We start from the raw sequence: 18,316 nt of genomic DNA on the forward strand, positions 1-18,316 counted from the left end.
TCGTTTACAAGGATGACAACGTGACCGATCAAGCCTTCCCTGACACCCGGGCTTCGGGTGCCTACGGCTGCAACACGGCCGAGTGGCTGCTGCTGAGCTGCCTGCCCAAGTTCGGCCGGCGTCTGCGCCGTGACCTCAGCACCGCCTACCCCAATCTCACCGACGTACTCGCGCTGAATCCGGCGACCCTGAAGGCCCTCGGCCTGCCTACGGAAACCACCGCCGCGATCCAGGCCTGGCAAGGCGGTGACCGCCAGCACCCGGTGACGGCAAAGGTGGCGACGATTCAGCAGGACTGTGAACGCCTTGGTATTGCCGTGATTGCCTCATCCGATCCGCTGTTTCCCGATCCCCTGCGCCATATTCACGACGCGCCCCTGGTGCTCTACACCCAGGGCGACCCGAGCCTGCTCAGCCAGGACCAGATTGGGGTGGTTGGCAGCCGCCATGCCACCCGGGCCGGGCTGGATCATGCCCGCACCTTCGCCGCAGAACTTAGTCGCCGCAATCTGCTGATCACCAGCGGTCTGGCTCTGGGGGTGGATGGCGCGGCTCACGCCGGGGCGTTAGATGCCGGAGCGCCCACCGTGGCGGTGATCGGATGTGGCCTCGACCGGGTCTATCCGAGCCAGCACCGCCGGCTGGCGGCGCGGGTGATTGCTCAGGGCCTGATGGTGTCGGAGTACCCGCCCGGAACCCCGGCCCGGGCTGGCCACTTTCCCCAGCGTAACCGGATCATCAGTGGCCTGAGCCGGGGCATCCTGGTGGTCGAGGCGGGTCTGAAAAGCGGCTCTCTGATCACCGCTCGGCTGGCGCTGGAACAAGGCCGGGAAGTGTTCGCGATCCCCGGTTCGGTACACAGCCCTGTTGCCCGTGGCTGCCATCACTTGATCAAGCAGCGCCCGGCTGGTGGAAACCGTCGATGACATCCTGGAGGAACTGGGAACCTGGTGGTCGTTCCAGGGTGAGTGCGGCGCGGACAGCTGCCCGGGTGATGTCCTGGCCACGGCCGTGCCTGAGGCAAAGCCGGGTGCCGGTTTGGCCAGTCGGGAAATCGCGGTGTATGAGGCTTTAGGGTATGATCCGCAGTCAACCGATGCACTGAGTTCAGCAACGGGTTTGCCCGCCGATCAGCTCATGCAGGCCCTGCTGCTACTGGAGTTGCAGGGGCTGGTGGGCTCGGCTCCGGGCGGCTTCCTGCGCATTGCCTGAACCCAGTGCCAGAATCACTTTCGATTTCAGCTGACGAAGATCAACATGACGGCACCCAACCCCCTCAGTGACTGGCAGTTACAGTGCGCTTATCGAACCCTTGCTGGCGGTGGTGTCATCGCCTATCCCACCGAAGCGGTCTGGGGCCTGGGGTGTGATCCCTGGGACGAGGAGGCGGTTGAGCGGATTCTGGAACTGAAGCGGCGACCGATGGACAAGGGCATGATCCTGGTTGCTGCGTCGGTGCAACAAGTCCGGTTCCTGCTTGATGCCCTGCCCCCAGAGATGCAGCGCAAAGCCGAGCAGCACTGGCCAGGGCCAGTCACCTGCTTGCTGCCCGATGTGCACGAACAAGTGCCCGAGTGGGTGCGCGGCCGCCACAGCACCATCGCGGTGCGGGTCAGCGATCATCCGGTGGTGCGCGCCCTCTGCGAAAAGGCGGGCCGTCCCCTGGTTTCGACGTCTTGCAACCCCGCCGGCCGCCAGCCAGCCTGGTATTCCTGGCAGGTTCGCCGCTATTTTGGCGACCAGTTGGATAGGATTGTGCCCGGGGCCCTGGGTGGCAATCGCCAGCCCAGCCGGATTATTGATATCGTCAGTGGTCAGCAGCTTCGCTAGGAGAATCCATGTCACAAAGTCCGGACATCAACGCCGTCAAACATTACCTGCTGGGGCTGCAGGAGCAAATCTGCAGCCGCCTGGAGGCGCTCGAGGACGAGGCTACCTTTGTCCGTGACGCCTGGGACCGGCCCGAGGGTGGAGGCGGTGTCAGCCGGGTCATCACCGATGGCAAAGTGTTCGAAAAAGGCGGGGTGAACTTCTCCCATGTGATGGGGGAAACCATGCCGGGCTCCGCCACTGCCCATCGCCCGCACCTGGCTGGGGCGCCTGGCAAGCCATGGGCGTGTCTCTGGTGATGCATCCGAATAACCCCTATGTGCCAACGTCCCACGCCAACGTGCGGTTTTTCATGGCGACGCTCCGGACGCCGAGCCGGTGTACTGGTTTGGCGGCGGTTATGACCTCACCCCGTATTACGGCTTTGAGGACGACTGTGTGCATTGGCACCAGACTGCGCGGGCCGCCTGCCAGCCGTTCGGGGATGGTCTCTATCACCATTTCAAACACTGGTGTGACGACTATTTCTACCTCAAGCATCGGGACGAACCCCGGGGCATTGGCGGTCTGTTCTTCGACGACCACAACACCGGTGATTTCGCCCAGGACTTCGGGCTCATGCAGTCGGTGGGCAACAGTTACATCGACGCTTACGAACCATTGTCCGCCGCCGCATGGCGCAGCCCTATACCGAGCGCGAGCGGGACTTCCAGCTCTATCGCCGGGGCCGCTACGTCGAGTTCAACCTGGTGTATGACCGGGGCACCCTGTTTGGCCTGCAATCCGGGGGCCGGACCGAGTCCATCCTGATGTCGCTGCCGCCGCTGGTACGTTGGGACTACGGTCGGGCACCGGAACCGGGCTCAGAGGAAGCTCGGCTGACCGAGTTTTTCCTGACTGGACGCAACTGGCTGGAGACCAACCATGAACAATGATCTGTACGCCGTTGTTGGCCACCCCATCAGTCACAGCAAGTCGCCCCGGATCCACAGCCTGTTTGCGCAGCAGACCGGGCAGGCGGTTGAATACACAGCTATCCAGGCCCCGCTGGAGGATTTTGCCGGCACGGTCCGCGATTTTTTCCAGCGCGGTGGCAAGGGCCTGAATGTCACGGTGCCGTTCAAGGAACAGGCCTGGCAGTTGGCCGAGGTCCGCACCGATCGGGCTGAAAAGGCCGGCGCGGTTAATACTCTGTACCGGGATAACCAGGGCCGTTTGACTGCCGATAACACCGATGGCTGCGGGCTGGTTCGGGATCTGACCAGCAATCACGGTATTCGCCTGAACGGGGCTCGGGTGCTGGTGCTGGGCGCCGGCGGTGCAGTCCGGGGCGTGCTGGGGCCTATTCTGGAGCAGCAGCCGGCCTCGGTGACCATCGCTAACCGGACGGTGGCCAAGGCCCAGGCGCTGGCGGAGTTGTTCGCACCGGCGGCCTCGGGAGTGGACATCAACGCCGTTGGTTTCGAGCAGCCGGACCAGCCTTATGACCTGATCATTAATGGCACCAGCGCCAGCCTTCAGGGCGATCTGCCGCCGCTGTCGCCCACTGTGATCGGCAGCAAAACGGTCATCTACGACATGATGTACTCTTTGCAGACCACGACGTTTAACCAGTGGGCCCTGGATAACGGCGCCGGACGGGTGTTCGATGGCGTTGGCATGCTGGTGGAACAGGCGGCGGAATCGTTCCGGCTCTGGCGCGGCGTGCGGCCGGAAACTGCTCCGGTTACCGAACAGCTACGAAACGACTGAGCCGCGGCCGGGTTTTGGGCTAGGCTCAAGGTCATCTTCCTAAAGGGGTTTCAATGGACATACTCACCCTCGTCGGGCTGGTTGCCGGTGTTCTGATCGTGGCCATGGCCATGCTGGCCAACGCCTCATTCCTGACATTCCTGAATTTGCCGGGTCTGGCGATCGTCCTTGGTGGTACTTTCGCGGTCACCCTGATCAAGTTCCGTATGCCCTCGATCATGAGTGCCTTCCGCCTCGCCTTCAGCGCCGCTTTTACCGACCGGGTCGCGCGGCCCGCGGCGCTGGTGCGGGAGGTTGGCGCCCTGGCTCTGGTAGTTCGCAAGGAAGGCATCCTGGGCCTGGAAAACCATGACACCGACAACGATTTCTTACGCAAGGCAATTAACCTGTGCGTTGATGGCCACCCGCCGGAGCTGGTTGAGGAAGCCCTGGCCCAAGAAGCCCAGCAGATATCCGAGCGCTACGAAGTGGCGGAACGGGTGTTCCGCGGCATTGGCGAATCGGCTCCGGCAATTGGCATGCTCGGCACCCTGATCGGCCTGGTGCAGATGCTCAACACCCTCGATGACCCCTCGTCTATTGGTCCGGCCATGGCCATTGCCCTGCTGACCACTCTGTATGGCGCCTTCATTGCCCAGCTGATCGCCCTGCCCCTGGCGGACAAACTGCAGTTAAAGGCGGAAGACGAAACCCGCAATCAGATGCTGATCATCACCTCGATCAAAAACATCATGCGTGGTGAGAACCCGCGTGTCATGACCGAAATGCTGTCCTCGTTTGTGCACCCGGACCATCGCACGGCTCTGGCGCCTGAGCGGGAGGCCTGAGGCTTTGGAAGTCGTCCAGCAGAAGAATCGCAGCCGTCTGAAGAACTCAACCCCGGCCTGGATTGTCACCTTTGCCGATCTGGCGACCCTACTGCTGACGTTCTTCATTCTGCTGCTGTCATTTGCCGAGATGGATGTGGATAAGTACCGGGCCATGGCCAATTCCATGGCTGTGGCCCTGGGCTCCAGCAACGTGGTGGGCCAGGACGTGGGCGGCTCGCCGATCACCCTGATCGAATCGGACACCGTGTCCCTGCCCGAACCCAGTGACAGTCAGCCAATGGTTCCGGAGTTCATTGACGAACGAGCCGAGGCTGAGACCGACACCAAGATTCCGGGCGGCGTTATCGACCTGGCCAGCCGGCTGGTCAGTGAGTTGGAGTCGGAAGTTGCCTCTAATGCCCTGAACATCAATTACGACCAGCAACAGGTTGTTATCCGGTTTTCCGAAGAGGCGACCTTTCGTTCCGGGGCGGCGGATATCAAGCCGGAGATGATTCCGATCATCGAGCGGGTGGTAGGGGTACTGGCTGACTGCCCCGGTAATGTCTTCGTCTCCGGTTTCACCGATGACCGGCCGATCTCCAGCGACCGTTTCCGCTCCAACTGGGACCTGTCAGCGGCCCGGGCGGTGTCGGTGGTGCACGAACTGGTGCTCAACCGCCAGGTTCCGGCAGACCGGGTGGTGGCCGCAGGGCGGGCGGAGACCAACCCGCTGGCGCCGAACGACTCGCCGGAAAATCGGGCACTGAATCGCCGGGTCGAGATTGCCATCCGTGATCCGCGGTGTCAGGAGGCCGCCCCGGTCGGTGACGAGCCCATCGAAATTCTGCCCTAGCGGCCGGTTCCACGCCCTCGCCTTATGCTTAAGGCAAAGATTCTCATAGAGAAATCATATAACTGATCCGATTTTTGGGCCTTATACTGTGCGGCCTGTGGCGGAGCCATGGTGTGTGGCGCCGAACCCCAAAAGCATTGAATCATGAGAGAGCGATTATGAGTGGACCCGACAAGCCCAAAGTCATCGGCGAGGAATGGAGCGATGAGCGTGTAAAAAGCTTTCTCGCCCTTGATCCCTATGACAGCAGCAAGAATGCCGATTACAACGCCCTGTTCAAAGCCTATCAGGCCATGCGTGCCGGGGATTTCGAGCGCTTTATCGGATTCTTTGTCGAGGCTGGCCGGGATCTGAATGCGGTGAACGAGCGGGGCGAAACCATTCTCGACCTGATTTCCGAGCATCGCCGCAGTGTTGATTACGCCCAGGCCCTGAAACAGGCCGGTGCAAAACGGTCGGCGACGGCCGGGAACTGAGTTCCCGGCGTCACCAGCTGAATCCGCTTGAGCTTATTGGACATCCACCTCAATGGCCTTGGGCTCTTTCGGTTCAGCCTTCAGCAGCGTGAGGGTTAACAGCCCGTCCTTGAAGTTGGCTTTCACGCTGTTCTCATCGACATTTTCCGGCAAGGTAAACCGGCGCATGAAGCTGCCGTAGAAGCGTTCGATACGATGCTGCTTCTTGTCGGTGCTTTCCTCTTCGTGCTTGCGCTCACCCTCAATGGTCAGCACGCCGTCGTGCACGGTCACCTTAACGTCGTCTTTCGACATGCCCGGAAGCTCGGCGTCGATGGTGAAGGCCTCGGCGGTCTCCTTGATGTCGACAGCCGGTGCCCAGTCGCTTCGGCTGAACAGGTCCTTGCCTTCACGTTCACTGGCCAAATTTGAGCCGAACATTCGGTTGTAACGGTTCATCAGGTCGTCGAATTCTCGGACCGGATTCCAGCGGGTAAGGTTGCTCATGGCGATACCTCCTCTTCACGATAACGAATCTGTACTTTTTGTCTCAGCTTCGCTCGCGGAACTGCCCAACACCGGTGGCGCCAGCCGGATGGTTATCCGTGAACATCTGCTATAAGCGAATGTAGGATCGCCGGAACCGTTTTCAAGGACCCTGTTGTCTATTTTTTGATCTGGGTCAGTCTGACTGCTCGGCCCGGTAATCGTCTTTCAGCCGGACATAATTGGCGGCGGTGTAGGTAAAGAAACTCCGCTCCTTGTCGGTCAACGCCCGCGCCTTTTTTGCTGGTGAACCGACGTACAGGTGACCGGATTCCAGCGTTTTGCCCGGTGGCACCAGGCACCCAGCCGCCACGATGACCTCGTCTTCCACCACCGCGCCGTCCATAATGATGCACCCCATGCCGACGAGGACCCGGCTGCCCACGGTGCAGCCGTGCAGAAGGGCCTTATGGCCGATGGTGACGTCGTCACCAATGGTCAGCGGGTAGCCACCGGGGTTGTAGTCGCTGGCGTGGGTGATGTGAAGCACTGAGCCATCCTGGACGCTGCAACGGTCGCCGATGCGGATCTGGTGCATGTCACCACGCACCACGGTCATCGGCCAGATCGAGCAATCGTCGCCGGTCTGGACATCGCCAATCACCACGGCACTGGGATCAATCCAGCTGCGTTCACCAAATTGTGGTGCTTTGCCCTTGTGAGAACGTACATTCGTCATTACATATACTCTCTAGATGTAACATTGATTCGGAGATGGGAGTCTTCGGAGGGGTGCTTTCCAAAACCCGCTCGAGCACGTCCATGTGGCGTTTGAGCTCCGCCATCCATGGCTTCGCACAGTTTTGGAAAGCACCCCTCCGAACACTCCCCCGAACATTGGAGATAACCGAAAATACCTTACCCACGAACAGCTGAGAAGGGGACCTATGAATAACCCGTTACTGACTCAAGATCTTCTGCCGAAGTTTGACCATGTCCGTATCGAGCACATGGAAACGGCCATTGATCAGATTCTCAGTGAGAACCGGATGAAAATCGCCACCCTGGCGCAGCAGGACGATCCGACCTGGGAAACCCTGGCGCAGCGATGCAGGCGCTGGACGACCACCTGAGCAATGCCTGGTCGGTGATCTCGCACCTTAACGGAGTGAAGAACTCTGATGACCTGCGCAAGGTCTACAAGAACTGCCTGGAAAAGCTCACCGAATACAGCACCGAGGTGAGCCAGAACGCTGCCCTTTGCGAGGCCTACAAGAAACTGGCCGCGCGCGACGATTTCAAGGATCTCAGTGAAGCCCAGCGCAAGTCGGTGGAAAACACCCTGCGTGACTTCCATCTGGGCGGTGTCGATTTGCCGGAAGAACAGAAGCAGCAGTACGCTGCTCTGTCCCGGGAATTGGCAGAGCTGTCCAACCGCTTCAGCGACAATGTGCTGGACGCGACCCAGAACTGGTACAAACACATCACCGATGCCAGTGAGCTGGCCGGCGTGCCGGAGAGTGCCCTCGACGGCGCCAAGCAGGCGGCCCGGCAGAAAGAGCTGGATGGTTATGTCATCACCCTGGATTTCCCCAGCTTCTTCCCGGTGATGACCTACTGCGACAACCGCGACCTGCGTCGTGAAGTGTACGAGGCGTTTGTCACCCGGGCCTCCGACCAGGGACCGGATGCCGGCACCTGGGATAACACGCCGCTGATGGCGGAAATCCTGAAGCGTCGTCATTCCCTGTCCAAGCTGCTGGGCTTCAATAACTACGCCGAGCGGTCGCTGGCCACCAAGATGGCCCGCAACACCGACGAGGTGCTGGATTTCCTGAACCAGCTGGCGGCCAAGTCCAAGCCGGTGGCCGAGCAGGAGTTTGCCGAGCTCAAGGCCTTCGCCCGTGACGAATACGCGTCGACGATCTGCAGGCCTGGGATATTGGCTACTACAGCGAGAAACTGCGCCAGCAGCGCTACGACATCTCCCCGGAAACCCTGCGGCCCTGGTTCCCGGTCGACAAGGTGGTGCCGGGCCTGTTCCGGGTGGCTGAGAAACTGTTCGACGTGCAGATTGAAGCCAAGCCAGAGGTAGAGACCTGGCACGAAGACGCTACTGCCTACTGCATCAGCCGTAATGGCGAGCCGCTGGCCTGGTTCTACTTCGACCTGTTCGCCCGCCAGGGCAAGCGTGGCGGTGCTGGATGGCCGACTGCCGGGTACGCTGGCGCAACCTGCGCGGCCAGCTGCAGTTGCCGGTTGCCTTCCTGACCTGTAACTTCACGCCGCCGGTCGATGGCAAGCCGTCGCTGCTGACCCACGACGAGGTCACCACCCTGTTCCACGAATTCGGCCACGGCCTGCACCACATGCTGACCCAAGTCGATGTGCTAGATGTCTCTGGCATCAATGGTGTGGCCTGGGATGCGGTCGAGCTGCCGAGCCAGTTCCTGGAGAACTGGTGCTGGAACCCGGAGTCGCTGGCGCTGATTGCCTCGCACCACGAAACCGGTGAACCGCTGCCGGAAGATTTGCTGCAGAAGCTGCTGGCGGCGAAGAACTTCCAGTCCGGCATGGGCATGGTCCGTCAGCTGGAGTTCTCTCTGTTCGATTTCCGCTTGCACGCGGAATTCAGCGAGGAAGCACCCACTAACCCGCTGGACATGCATCGTAAGGTGCGCGAAGACATTGCCGTGATCGAGGCCCCGGAATTCAACCGTTTCCCGAACGCCTTCTCGCACATCTTCGCGGGCGGCTATGCAGCCGGTTACTACAGCTACAAGTGGGCCGAAGTGCTGGCGGCCGATGCCTTCTCATTGTTTGAGGAAAAAGGCATCTTCGACGCCGAGACCGGTACCTCTTTCCTCCAGAACATCCTGGAGAAAGGCGGTTCCCAGGAGCCGATGGAACTGTTCAAGGCCTTCCGCGGTCGGGAACCCCAGGTGGATGCCCTGTTGAAACAATCCGGCATCACGGACGAAGCCGCCTGAGCCAATGTGTACCGGCAGTCGTAAAGACTGTCGGTTACCTATTTCCGGAGTTTAGTTATGGCGAGTCCAAAACGCTTCATCGCCGGCGCTGTCTGTCCCCGCTGCGCGGAGATGGACAAGATCATGATGTACACCACCGATGACGACGATCAGGTGCGCGAGTGCGTGGCCTGCGGCTTTACCGACGCGGTGTCGGATGCCGAGCCGCCGGCCGCCAATCCTGAGTTGGAGACGCGGGTGAATAAGCGTAAGAATGAGGATGACCACACGGTGAAGCAGGTGGTGTTTTTTAAGTCTGGGGATGATGACTGAGGTTTAGTTCTCGAAGACTGGTTGGTTTGGGGGCTGCGAGGGAGCAGGGGGATGTTTTTCCCTTGGAAATGGAACTCGCTGCGCTCAGACATCCATTTCTGGCGGTAAAAACATCCCCCTACCCCCTCACAACAGACCTTTCAGATATCTCTGGTTTAAAAACTCTTTAGCACCAGATACCTACTGAATTCAGCTTCAATCTTCAAAGACATATCTGTGTAGTTCGCACACGAGGGTGTGGGGGTATTTTTCTGCCGGGAAAAAGATGTCTGAGCGCAGCGAGTTGTTTTTCCCAGAAGAAAAGTACCCCCGCGACCTCGTAGCCCGCCAAACCAGCAGGCTACGTGGCAAGAAGGCCAACTCCGAGAGTTAAAGAACCATAGCCGCCAACCAGCCAAAGCCAAGCAGCGGCAGGTTGTAGTGCAGGAACGTGGGTACCACGGTGTCCCAGATGTGGTTGTGTTGGCCGTCGACGTTCAGGCCAGCCGTGGGACCAAGGGTGGAATCGGAGGCCGGAGAACCGGCATCACCGAGGGCGCCGGCGGTGCCGACCAGGGCGACGATGGCCAGGGGGCTGAAGCCCAGTTGCAGGGCCAGCGGCACGTACAGGGCGGCAATGATGGGGATGGTCGAGAAAGAGGAGCCAATACCCATGGTAATCAGCAGGCCAACTACCAGCATCAGCAGGGCCGCCAGGGCCTTGTTCTCGCCAATGGTGGCGACGGAGCTGTCCACCAGGGTGGCGATCTCGCCGGTCTCACGCATGACTTCGGCAAAGCCTGAGGCGGCGATCATGATGAAACCGATCATCGCCAGCATCTTCATGCCCTCGGTGAACAGGTCATCGGCTTCCTTCCAGCGCACTACCCCGGACAGGTTGAACAGCACGAAACCGGCCAGGGCGCCGAGGATCATTGAGCCGAGCCAGAGCTGCACCACGAACGCGGTCACAATGGCGACCAGTGCCATTACCAGGGTGCGAGGGCTGTAGCTGGCATCCACGCGCTCAGCTTTGGTCAGTGCGTCCATGTCGTAGTCCCGGCCACCGCGGTAGCTGAAGAAGACAGCAATCAGCAGGCCGCAGAGCATGCCCAGTGCCGGCAGTGCCATGGCTTTCATCACGTTCAGGTCTGAGGCATCGACGCCGTTGGCGTTGATCTTGGCGACCAGGATCTCGTTCAGGTAAATGCCGCCAAAGCCAATCGGCAGGAACATGTACGGAGTGATCAGGCCGAAGGTCAGTACGCAGGCTACCAGGCGGCGGTCCATGTTCAGTTTTGCCATTACGTACAGGAGTGGCGGCACTACCAGCGGAATGAAGGCAATGTGGATGGGCAGGATGTTCTGGGACGAGATGGCCACTGCCAGCAACAGCCCAATGATCAGGAACCGCATGCCGGTGACGGCAGAACCATCTTCCTGTTTGCCAACCAGAGCCAGGGCACGATCGGCCAGGGCGTGGGCCAGGCCGGATTTGCCGATAGCGACGGCAAACGCCCCGAGAGTGGCGTAGGACAGGGCTACGGTGGCGCCGCCGCCGAGGCCATTGTTGAAGGCTTCAATGGTGGCGTCCAGGGACATGCCGGCAATCAGGCCGCCGGAAATGGCACCAATGATCAGGGCAACAACAACGTGGATGCGGCTCAAACTCAGGACGAGCATGATCGCAACCGCGGCTACAACGGCATTCATGGCAGACTCCGAATAGGGATAACAGGATTTTTCCGGTCCGTTCAGGGGACCGGGTTCACGAAAAGCGGGCTAATGTGCAGGAAATGATCGCTACAGTCAAAGCGCGATGGCGCGCTTAGTCGTCACCGATGCGGGAAAACCGGGGCACCTGTTCACCGGCCAGTTCTACGGTTTCCCGAAACATTGACAGCGGCCGGACCCAAAGGCTGTGATCGCCGTACAGGCAGCGATAAATCACCAGCCATTCTTCGGTCTCACTGTGTCGGGCCAGGTCGATGACCTGGTAGTCCTTGCCCTTATAATGACGGTAGCGACCGGGTCGGATGGTGTGTCGGGAGTCGGTCATGGGCTGCCTCGTTGGAAACTAACCGGATTGGAACATCGGATACGGGACGGTATCGCCCCGAGGGTCTAGACTAAAAACACATCCTGAGCGGACGCGCTAAAACTTGTTTAGGGCCCACGCAGTGTAGTTTATGTCATCGGGCCCGAAAACCGGAACCTGTCTATGAAGTACACCGCCAATCCTGCGGCCCTGTTTTGGTTGGTACTGGTCACGCTGTTGAGCGTGAACCAGGCCAATGCTGACCCCGCAGCAATCCGCTGGTTCGAGGATGCGGGCCAGCCGTTGAACATTAACGAGGTTCTGGCCCGGGAGCCGGATCAATGGCAATCGATTGATTCTGGCCGCGGGTTGAACCTGGGGTTCAGTGACAGTACCTACTGGCTTAAAGTGGCGGTGGCCCCAGAATCGGTGAATCAGGTGCTGGAGATCAGTTACCCGCTGCTGGATGAGGTAGACCTGTTTTGGGTGCTCAACGGCCGGGTCATCCGCAGTTACGAGACCGGGGATACTCGACCTTTTGCCAGCCGGCCAGTCGACCATCGGAATTTTGTTTTCTCGGTTCCGTCCAACACGGAACCGATTATCGCCTACCTGCGGGTGAAAACCCAGGGCGCGGTTCAGGTACCGGTGGAGGTGGAAACCGCGGTTGAGTTCCTGGCCGGTGAACAACTGTCCTATGGCTGGCAGGCCATGTTCCTCGGCATCATTGTGCACTGGCCCTATACAACCTGTTTTTGTACACCATAGTTCGCCAAGCCACCTATCTTTGGTACGTGCTAACAGTGGTACTGTCGGGGTTGGTGCACTTGCACTTCAAGGGCATTCTGTTCCAGTGGCTATGGCCGGAATTGCCCGGGCTGAACCGGTACGTCACCATTCCGCTCACCGGCCTGACCATGATCGCGGCGCTGGTGTTCAGTCTCCAGTTTCTGGCCGTGGCCCGCTACAGCAGGGCCAGCTACCGTTTACTGCAGGCCTTGATGGTGGGCGCCGGGCTCAGCATTGTGATCGGCGCCTTTGGCGCTTACCAGACGGCCATCACTCTGGTGGCGATATTGGCGGCGATAGCGACTCCGGCCGCCTGGCTTATCGGGATTTTTGTTTGGTCCCGGAGCCAGAAGCTGGCGGGGATTTATGTACTGGCCTGGACCCCGCTGCTGTTAGGCCACCTGATTTTGGCCGTCAGCAAGCTGGGCTACCTGCCGACCACCTTCCTGACCGAATTCGGACCCCAGATTGGCGTCGCCATCGAGGTCATCCTGTTGTCGTTTGCCCTGGCCTACCGGATCAACCTCGAGCGCCGGCGTCGTCTTAGGGCCCAGGAACAGGCCCTGGGTATTCAGCGCCGGGCAAACCAGACCCTGGAGGAGCGGGTGCGGGAGCGCACGGAGGAGCTGCAGCGGGCTAACCGCCGGCTGGAAGCGATCAGCCTGACCGATGGCCTGACCCAGGTCGCCAACCGGCGACAGTTCGATAACCGGCTCAAGGAGGAGTGGTGCCGGATTGGTCGCCAGGAACTGCCCATGAGCCTGCTACTGCTGGACATTGATTACTTCAAGTCGGTGAACGATCGCTATGGCCATCTGGTAGGAGACGACTGCCTGATTACTGTTGCGGCCATCTGTGCCAATGAAATCCAGCGTTCCGGGGATCTGCTGGCGCGCTACGGCGGTGAGGAGTTTGCGGTGCTGTTACCGGCGACGCCGGCAGAGGGTGCCGAGCAAGTGGCAGAGCGCCTAAGGCAGGTCGTGGAGAACGCCACGGTGTATCCGGGCGCACAGGAAGCGGCGGTTAGTCTAAGTGTCAGTGTTGGCGTTGCCACCGTGGTGCCGACCCAGGATGTGGCCCCGGGCGAGCTGATCCGGCGCGCCGATGCCGCCCTTTATGGTGCCAAGGGCGCAGGCCGGAACCGTGTGATGACCTACCGCGGACTCCGTACGGTGTCCGCGGGCGATCAATAACACTACTCAGTTTTTTAGCTTGTAGCGGCCCGGGCCAAGGAAAATGACCGCAACCGCAGTAAACAGGAAGAAGCCTTGCAGTTCCAGTGCCCAGCCGCCGTTGCCGCCCAGTGACAGCAGTTGATGACCATGCACCAGGGCAATTGCGACGAGCATGTTGAAGATGATCAGCAGCGCGCCAATCCGGGTGTGATACCCCAGCATGACCATCAGCGGCGCCAGTAACTCGCCAATAAACACGCCGTAGGCCAGCATCGCGGGTAAGCCGTGGCTAACCAGCTCACCTTCAATGAAGCCAATGCCGTTCAGCAGTTTGGCGATGCCATGGAACAGCATGAGCCCGCCCAGCGTCAGGCGAATGATCAGTTTTCCCAGATCGACATTTTCCAGCAAAATCAGTGTCTCCCGAAATCAGTGTATGAAGGGCGCCAAGCATACCCGGTTGTGGGGACGGCTTACAGATTGCGAATGTCGGGGTGCATCGGAATCAGCCGTTTTAGCAGGCGGTTCTGGGCGCCGGTGCTGATTCCGTTCTGCTCCATAGCCAGGATCAGGTTTTCCGCCAGGGCATTGAATTGGGTCTCGGTGATCGCCATGTCGGCGTGGGCCTTGCGCATGGGCCGGCCGCTGTAGGTGCAGGGCCCGCCGCTGAGCTGGCACAGCTGATCGGTCAGGTGGCGATGGAACTGGGCCACGTTGATGCCCTTGAACTGGTGGTTGATGCGCTTGTCGTCCACGATCAGATACAGCAGGTCCTCGACAATCTCCGCCAGTCCAGCGCGCTCGCCTAGCTGCTGGTACAGCGTCGGTTCGGTGTTGCTGTTTGGCTCAGTTGCCAGGGGAGTGCTCAGGACCTGGCAGCCGGCCAGGGCTAAACCGGCAAGCAGCATGAGGACACGGCGGGCCAAAGCAGTGATCCGGGGTGTGGTGTGATGGCGCATGTCAGAAGCTCCCCTGCAGCGACAGGTACAGACCCTGCTGGTCATTCAGCGTGGCGATGTCGCCCAGATTAACCAGGGCTGCGGTTACCGCCAGGCGCCGGTCCGGCACCCAGGCTATAAAAAAATCCCACCAGTCGTCTTCGCTGGCAAAGCTCAGGTTGTCGGGCTTCTGCCGGTACTCGGCACCCACCAGCCATTGGCGGTTTACAAAGACACCGACACTGGCCTCCGCCATCACTTCATAATCGTTATTGCGATCACCGCCAAAACCCAGCAGGCCGCCCTGGTTGGCCTTGGTGGCACGGGCGGTGGCGTTCATCAGCAGGTTGCGATCGAACACGGCAGCGAAGAACAGTTTACTGGCGCTAAGCAACAAGTCGGTGCCGCTGTCATCCCGGGCACCGATGGCCTCGGGGACGGTAAAATCGCGCTGGCGCTTGTACTGAACCCCGGCACTCCACTGACCCCAGGGGCTGTACAGCACGTCGCCGGCCAACCGCAGCTTGGCGCCGACAATGTCCTGATTGAGCTCGTCCTGCTCCAGGCCGAAACCGTCTTTCAGGGTGAACACCAGTTCGTCCAGATCGAGTGTTTGGCGAGCCACGGTCAGCTCGATCCGGTTATTCCAGTTCAACCCGGCGCCGGTGACTGACAGGCTGTAGTCATCAGTTTCGGCCTGGCTGAGCGCGAGGGTGCCGCCCCACTCTTCGTCGCTGGCGTAACTGCCGAGCAGTGCCCAGGGCACCAGTCCGCCGCCGGCACTGCCTTCAATGGTGGATACGCCACCCGTGGCCCAGATCCGGCTGCCGATGGTGGCGGATGCGGGTGGGCAGGCCAGGGCAAACAGGATGGCCATTATCAGCAGGCGGCAGGTCATGAATGATCTTCCAGCAGGTGTTGTGTTAAATTTTGGCGGCGGCTCGCCAACGTCTGGGCGGTTTCGACCAGTTGGTCAGGGGCTACCGGCCGACTCAGGTAGAAGCCCTGGGCAAGGTCACACCGCCACTGTTGCAGTAGCTCCCAGGCGGCCAGGTTCTCGATGCCTTCGGCCACCACTTTCAGGCCCAGGCCATGGGCCATGTCGATGGTCGACTTCACGATCAGCTGGTCCTGGGGTTCGGTGTCCAGATTCAGGACAAAGGATTTGTCGATTTTCAGCTCCTGCACCGGCAGCTTGCGCAGCTGCGACAGGGAGGAGTAACCAGTTCCGAAATCGTCGACCGACAGGGTCATGCCCAGTGCCCTGAGCCGGTTCAGTGTTGCCATGGCCTCTTCCGGGTCCTTCATCAGGGCGCTCTCGGTCACTTCCAGGGTGATTCGCTCCATGCCCTGATGCCAATTGGCAAAGGCCCTGGTGAGATGATCGGTAAGCTCTGGCCAGGTCAGGTCCATGGCCGATAGATTGATGGCGACACCGGCGTTGATTCCCTGTCCGGCCCAGGCCCGAGCATCCTCTGCAACGCGCTCCAGGATATGGGCGGTCAGATTGTGGATCTGGCCAGACTGCTCGGCCAGAAATATGAACTCTTCGGGGGAAACGAAACCAAGCTCCGGGTGGATCCAGCGCACCAGAGCTTCGACCTGAACCAGCTCACCGGTACGGGTACTGAGCTTGGGCTGATAGTTCATGTGCAGGCCACCATTGATGATGGCAGAGTGCAAATCGGCCGTTAGCTGCAGCTCGCGAAGGTGGCTTTCGTCCTGGCCTGGGCGGTAACGGGTAACCGGCTCCGGCTGATCCTCAGCTCGTTCAAAGGTCAGATTCAGCCGCCGACGCAGTTCGTTGGTGCTGGTTGCGTCGTTGGGCAGCTCCATGGTGACCATAGTGGCGCGGATGGAGAATGGGCTGTTATTAATCTGCAGGGGCGATTGAATGACATCCAGCAAGTGGCGGGCCAGGGTATCGACCTGGTCCGGATGGCGTGCAGGGATCAGTGCCAGGAACTCGCCGCCGCCGGTGCGGGCAATCAGCTGCGCATCGGGTAATTCACTCTGCAATCGCCGGGCTATGCCCTGCAGCACCGAATCCCCGAACTCCAGGCCCAGGGTATCGTTGACGTCGGCCAGCTCATTCAGCCTCAAGCCGATCAAGGTGCAGGCGTCGCCGTGATCAAACAGGGCCTGGACTGACTGCATCAATGCGTTCCGGTTGCCCAGTTTGGTGACCTCGTCGTGAGAAGCGGCATAGCGGATCTCCGCTTCCCGCTCCCGCAGGCGTACCAGCATGTCACGCAAGGCATCCCGCAGCTGCTTCAATTCGCCACCGGTACGAATTTCAGGCGGCGTCGGGCTTTGACCGTCCCCAACGGCGCGGGCGTAATCTGCCAGTTGTAGCACTGGGCGGCCCAGGTTCGGGCGATCACGAGGGCCAGCACGATGGCGAGCAACAGGATAACCAGGACCAACACCACAATGACTTGGGTCCTGGTGTAATAACTCTGAAGCGTCGCTTCCCGGCTAATCATCAGTACGGCCTGGATATCGCCCGAGTCGTCGTTACCCAGGTTGATGGCGCGGCTGAAGTAGTTCTGGCGGTTCAGCAACATCCGTGGTGTGTCGTCGGCCTGGGTGAGCTCGCGCACCATGTCCGTGTCGCGGGCACTGGTAGCGGCGAAAATCTGATAGGCGTCGTTGCTGTTTGTGCGCGCCCTGAACACCACCTCTGTGCCACTCAGGCGGGCGACCAAAAGCGCCAGTGCCTGGTCGAGGGCAAAGCCGGCAACTAGCCGGGCCCGGAGCCCCGGACCCTGAACCGGGACCTGCAGAATCTCATAGCCCTGGCCATCAAGGTAGGCAAAGGTCCGGGTGAAACCCTGGCCGGTTCCATGGTCAACCAGGGCGTCCATGATTTCCGGAGCCTGTTGATTGAGCGTGGAAGCAATCGGCTCGCCGCTGTTATTGATCAGCACGGAAAAATCGGCTTGGGCCCGGCGACTGTGATTTTCCAGTGCACTGTAGATGGTGCCGGGATCGCCACTGGCGACGGCGGAGCGAAAGCCGAAGTCCTTGACCACAACCTGTAGTCGGGACAGCACCAGGTCTGTTCGGCGTTCCAGGATTTCCCGGGTCATTCGTTCGCCGATGTTGAGCTGCTCGCTGGCTCGGCTTTTTTCATCTTCAAACAGATAGACCATGAACAGGGCGGCCATGGACAGGCTGACCAGCACTACCAGTGCGATCATCACGGTAATCAGCCGGCCTCGAAAGCCCATGTGGGTTTGCGGTCTCATTAAAGCTCTTGGAAACGTTGTTGAAGAAGATCCATGGTGCCGTCGGCTGGCAGCTCTGGCGTCAGGTTGATGGTCAGTGATTGGTCGTTGCTACTGTCCCAGGTCCGGGTCACCGGCTGGGTGTTGTCGGGCAGGCGCGGATGCCAGATCTTGAGTGTTAGCGGCATCGGCGTTTCGTTATTCACCGGCAGGGTAACGCGGCCATTGGCATCGGTTCGGCCAATGGCGGCGGTTTGGCTGACGATGATAAAGGCCTGCATGTGGTCGTGAATGTTGCAGCCCAGCTCAACAATACCGGGCTTGTCGAACAGCACCGGGGTCTGGGGCTTGCCCGCGTACAGCTCGATATTGAAGGTTTTGGCCGGGGAAAACGAATACACGTGGTGTTGGGTGTTGTCGCGGTTGGGGAATTCGACCTGTGAGCCAACCGGCACGATCAGGACCTTTGGGTGGAATTCGCGATCTTTCTGGTAAATTTCGGCGCTAACTGGCGTTACTTCGTCGACCTGATCCAGATAGACCACGGCACCGGTTACCGGAGCGTTGTTGTCGGGTGTGGTGATGGTGAGGCTCAGGTTAACTGCCAGTGCTGACATCGGCCACAACAAAAACGCCAGCGCTGCCGCTGTTACTTTTCTCATGAAACGTCTGACCTT

Annotated in this window: 21 protein-coding genes and 2 pseudogenes; 13 read left to right on the top strand and 10 right to left on the bottom strand. The window is 60.2% G+C overall.

What is annotated here, in order from left to right:
• The first annotated feature begins 20 nt into the window (after positions 1–20).
• The 9 genes and pseudogenes from dprA to AU14_RS06620 all read left to right on the top strand — a co-directional run bounded on the left by dprA (position 21) and on the right by AU14_RS06620 (position 5,723).
• Positions 21–926: a DNA-processing protein DprA gene (gene dprA, locus AU14_RS06590; RefSeq protein ID WP_330217964.1), complete on the top strand. Its 906-nt coding sequence runs from the start codon at positions 21–23 to the stop codon at positions 924–926.
• On the top strand, positions 910–1,212 hold the full coding sequence (locus tag AU14_RS23230; protein WP_330217965.1) for a DprA-like winged helix domain-containing protein: 303 nt from the start codon (positions 910–912) through the stop codon (positions 1,210–1,212). Before dprA ends, AU14_RS23230 begins: the two co-directional genes overlap by 17 nt.
• A 45-nt stretch (positions 1,213–1,257) precedes the next feature.
• Positions 1,258–1,830, top strand: coding sequence for an L-threonylcarbamoyladenylate synthase (locus tag AU14_RS06595; RefSeq protein WP_041339781.1), 573 nt, complete (start codon positions 1,258–1,260; stop codon positions 1,828–1,830).
• Between the two features lie 8 nt (positions 1,831–1,838).
• On the top strand, positions 1,839–2,129 hold the full coding sequence (locus AU14_RS22675) for a coproporphyrinogen III oxidase (RefSeq protein ID WP_269079115.1): 291 nt from the start codon (positions 1,839–1,841) through the stop codon (positions 2,127–2,129).
• Between the two features lie 79 nt (positions 2,130–2,208).
• Positions 2,209–2,765, top strand: a pseudogene (locus AU14_RS22680) (coproporphyrinogen III oxidase).
• Positions 2,755–3,582: a shikimate dehydrogenase gene (gene aroE, locus AU14_RS06605; RefSeq protein ID WP_041339783.1), complete on the top strand. Its 828-nt coding sequence runs from the start codon at positions 2,755–2,757 to the stop codon at positions 3,580–3,582. The pseudogene AU14_RS22680 and the gene aroE overlap by 11 nt, the downstream one beginning before the upstream one ends.
• A 53-nt stretch (positions 3,583–3,635) precedes the next feature.
• A complete protein-coding gene (locus tag AU14_RS06610) occupies positions 3,636–4,409 on the top strand; it encodes a motility protein A (RefSeq protein ID WP_041339785.1) in 774 nt (257 codons plus the stop codon).
• A 4-nt stretch (positions 4,410–4,413) separates the two neighbouring features.
• Positions 4,414–5,247 (top strand): flagellar motor protein MotB, encoded by an 834-nt coding sequence (locus tag AU14_RS06615; protein WP_041339787.1) that lies wholly within the window; start codon positions 4,414–4,416, stop codon positions 5,245–5,247.
• 158 nt (positions 5,248–5,405) lie between these two features.
• Positions 5,406–5,723: a PA4642 family protein gene (locus tag AU14_RS06620; RefSeq protein WP_041339789.1), complete on the top strand. Its 318-nt coding sequence runs from the start codon at positions 5,406–5,408 to the stop codon at positions 5,721–5,723.
• 33 nt (positions 5,724–5,756) lie between these two features.
• On the opposite strand, the gene AU14_RS06625 is transcribed toward AU14_RS06620, so the two are convergent.
• Complete coding sequence (locus tag AU14_RS06625; protein WP_041339791.1) at positions 5,757–6,209, bottom strand: Hsp20/alpha crystallin family protein; 453 nt, start codon at positions 6,207–6,209, stop codon at positions 5,757–5,759.
• A gap of 175 nt (positions 6,210–6,384) precedes the next feature.
• Positions 6,385–6,927 carry a gamma carbonic anhydrase family protein gene (locus AU14_RS06630; RefSeq protein ID WP_041339793.1) on the bottom strand — a complete coding sequence of 181 codons (543 nt, stop codon included), beginning with the start codon at positions 6,925–6,927 and terminating at the stop codon, positions 6,385–6,387.
• Between the two features lie 208 nt (positions 6,928–7,135).
• On the opposite strand from AU14_RS06630, the pseudogene prlC reads away from it, so the two are divergent.
• Both prlC and AU14_RS06640 read left to right on the top strand, forming a co-directional pair.
• Positions 7,136–9,178, top strand: a pseudogene (gene prlC, locus AU14_RS06635) (oligopeptidase A).
• 57 nt (positions 9,179–9,235) lie between these two features.
• Positions 9,236–9,490, top strand: a complete 255-nt coding sequence (locus AU14_RS06640; RefSeq protein ID WP_041339794.1) for a YheV family putative zinc ribbon protein — start codon at positions 9,236–9,238, stop codon at positions 9,488–9,490.
• Positions 9,491–9,859: 369 nt separating this feature from the next.
• Here the strand turns inward: AU14_RS06640 and AU14_RS06645 are convergent, their stop codons facing one another.
• Together AU14_RS06645 and AU14_RS06650 are read right to left on the bottom strand one after the other, a co-directional pair.
• Complete coding sequence (locus AU14_RS06645) at positions 9,860–11,182, bottom strand: Na+/H+ antiporter family protein (RefSeq protein WP_041339795.1); 1,323 nt, start codon at positions 11,180–11,182, stop codon at positions 9,860–9,862.
• Positions 11,183–11,297: 115 nt separating this feature from the next.
• A complete protein-coding gene (locus tag AU14_RS06650; RefSeq protein WP_041339797.1) occupies positions 11,298–11,528 on the bottom strand; it encodes a DUF1653 domain-containing protein in 231 nt (76 codons plus the stop codon).
• 162 nt (positions 11,529–11,690) lie between these two features.
• Between AU14_RS06650 and AU14_RS20915 the strand changes: the two genes are divergently transcribed.
• Both AU14_RS20915 and AU14_RS06655 read left to right on the top strand, forming a co-directional pair.
• The gene (locus AU14_RS20915; protein WP_236744488.1) at positions 11,691–12,275 is read left to right on the top strand and encodes a 7TMR-DISMED2 domain-containing protein; all 585 of its coding nucleotides are present in this window, start codon (positions 11,691–11,693) and stop codon (positions 12,273–12,275) included.
• Positions 12,263–13,489 (top strand): sensor domain-containing diguanylate cyclase, encoded by a 1,227-nt coding sequence (locus tag AU14_RS06655; protein WP_236744489.1) that lies wholly within the window; start codon positions 12,263–12,265, stop codon positions 13,487–13,489. The genes AU14_RS20915 and AU14_RS06655 overlap by 13 nt, the downstream gene beginning before the upstream one ends.
• Positions 13,490–13,495: 6 nt before the next feature.
• On the opposite strand, the gene AU14_RS06660 is transcribed toward AU14_RS06655, so the two are convergent.
• The 6 genes from AU14_RS06660 to AU14_RS06680 form a co-directional block, all read right to left on the bottom strand.
• Positions 13,496–13,882, bottom strand: coding sequence for a DoxX family protein (locus AU14_RS06660; protein WP_041339799.1), 387 nt, complete (start codon positions 13,880–13,882; stop codon positions 13,496–13,498).
• A gap of 62 nt (positions 13,883–13,944) precedes the next feature.
• Positions 13,945–14,430 carry a group I truncated hemoglobin gene (locus AU14_RS06665; RefSeq protein WP_052471987.1) on the bottom strand — a complete coding sequence of 162 codons (486 nt, stop codon included), beginning with the start codon at positions 14,428–14,430 and terminating at the stop codon, positions 13,945–13,947.
• Position 14,431: 1 nt separating this feature from the next.
• A complete protein-coding gene (locus AU14_RS06670; RefSeq protein WP_041339801.1) occupies positions 14,432–15,307 on the bottom strand; it encodes a DUF3034 family protein in 876 nt (291 codons plus the stop codon).
• Complete coding sequence (locus tag AU14_RS20920) at positions 15,304–16,767, bottom strand: putative bifunctional diguanylate cyclase/phosphodiesterase (RefSeq protein ID WP_236744490.1); 1,464 nt, start codon at positions 16,765–16,767, stop codon at positions 15,304–15,306. The genes AU14_RS06670 and AU14_RS20920 overlap by 4 nt, the downstream gene beginning before the upstream one ends.
• Positions 16,683–17,660: a cache domain-containing protein gene (locus tag AU14_RS20925; protein WP_236744491.1), complete on the bottom strand. Its 978-nt coding sequence runs from the start codon at positions 17,658–17,660 to the stop codon at positions 16,683–16,685. Before AU14_RS20925 ends, AU14_RS20920 begins: the two co-directional genes overlap by 85 nt.
• Positions 17,660–18,301: a methylamine utilization protein gene (locus AU14_RS06680; protein WP_041339804.1), complete on the bottom strand. Its 642-nt coding sequence runs from the start codon at positions 18,299–18,301 to the stop codon at positions 17,660–17,662. Before AU14_RS06680 ends, AU14_RS20925 begins: the two co-directional genes overlap by 1 nt.
• Positions 18,302–18,316 lie beyond the last annotated feature (15 nt).

Origin of the sequence: Marinobacter similis, from assembly GCF_000830985.1 — a bacterium.
In the GTDB taxonomy this organism is placed as follows: domain Bacteria; phylum Pseudomonadota; class Gammaproteobacteria; order Pseudomonadales; family Oleiphilaceae; genus Marinobacter; species Marinobacter similis.

What these genes read in the sequence shown, in the direction of transcription:
- AU14_RS06595 (WP_041339781.1), top strand. Translation starts at nt 1,258, where the DNA reads ATGACGGCACCCAACCCCCTCAGTGACTGGCAGTTACAGTGCGCTTAT.
- AU14_RS22675 (WP_269079115.1), top strand. Translation starts at nt 1,839, where the DNA reads ATGTCACAAAGTCCGGACATCAACGCCGTCAAACATTACCTGCTGGGG.
- aroE (WP_041339783.1), top strand. Translation starts at nt 2,755, where the DNA reads ATGAACAATGATCTGTACGCCGTTGTTGGCCACCCCATCAGTCACAGC.
- AU14_RS06610 (WP_041339785.1), top strand. Translation starts at nt 3,636, where the DNA reads ATGGACATACTCACCCTCGTCGGGCTGGTTGCCGGTGTTCTGATCGTG.
- AU14_RS06620 (WP_041339789.1), top strand. Translation starts at nt 5,406, where the DNA reads ATGAGTGGACCCGACAAGCCCAAAGTCATCGGCGAGGAATGGAGCGAT.
- AU14_RS06625 (WP_041339791.1), bottom strand. Translation starts at nt 6,209, where the DNA reads ATGAGCAACCTTACCCGCTGGAATCCGGTCCGAGAATTCGACGACCTG.
- AU14_RS06630 (WP_041339793.1), bottom strand. Translation starts at nt 6,927, where the DNA reads ATGACGAATGTACGTTCTCACAAGGGCAAAGCACCACAATTTGGTGAA.
- AU14_RS06640 (WP_041339794.1), top strand. Translation starts at nt 9,236, where the DNA reads ATGGCGAGTCCAAAACGCTTCATCGCCGGCGCTGTCTGTCCCCGCTGC.
- AU14_RS06645 (WP_041339795.1), bottom strand. Translation starts at nt 11,182, where the DNA reads ATGAATGCCGTTGTAGCCGCGGTTGCGATCATGCTCGTCCTGAGTTTG.
- AU14_RS06650 (WP_041339797.1), bottom strand. Translation starts at nt 11,528, where the DNA reads ATGACCGACTCCCGACACACCATCCGACCCGGTCGCTACCGTCATTAT.
- AU14_RS20915 (WP_236744488.1), top strand. Translation starts at nt 11,691, where the DNA reads ATGAAGTACACCGCCAATCCTGCGGCCCTGTTTTGGTTGGTACTGGTC.
- AU14_RS06665 (WP_052471987.1), bottom strand. Translation starts at nt 14,430, where the DNA reads ATGCGCCATCACACCACACCCCGGATCACTGCTTTGGCCCGCCGTGTC.
- AU14_RS06670 (WP_041339801.1), bottom strand. Translation starts at nt 15,307, where the DNA reads ATGACCTGCCGCCTGCTGATAATGGCCATCCTGTTTGCCCTGGCCTGC.
- AU14_RS20925 (WP_236744491.1), bottom strand. Translation starts at nt 17,660, where the DNA reads ATGAGACCGCAAACCCACATGGGCTTTCGAGGCCGGCTGATTACCGTG.
- AU14_RS06680 (WP_041339804.1), bottom strand. Translation starts at nt 18,301, where the DNA reads ATGAGAAAAGTAACAGCGGCAGCGCTGGCGTTTTTGTTGTGGCCGATG.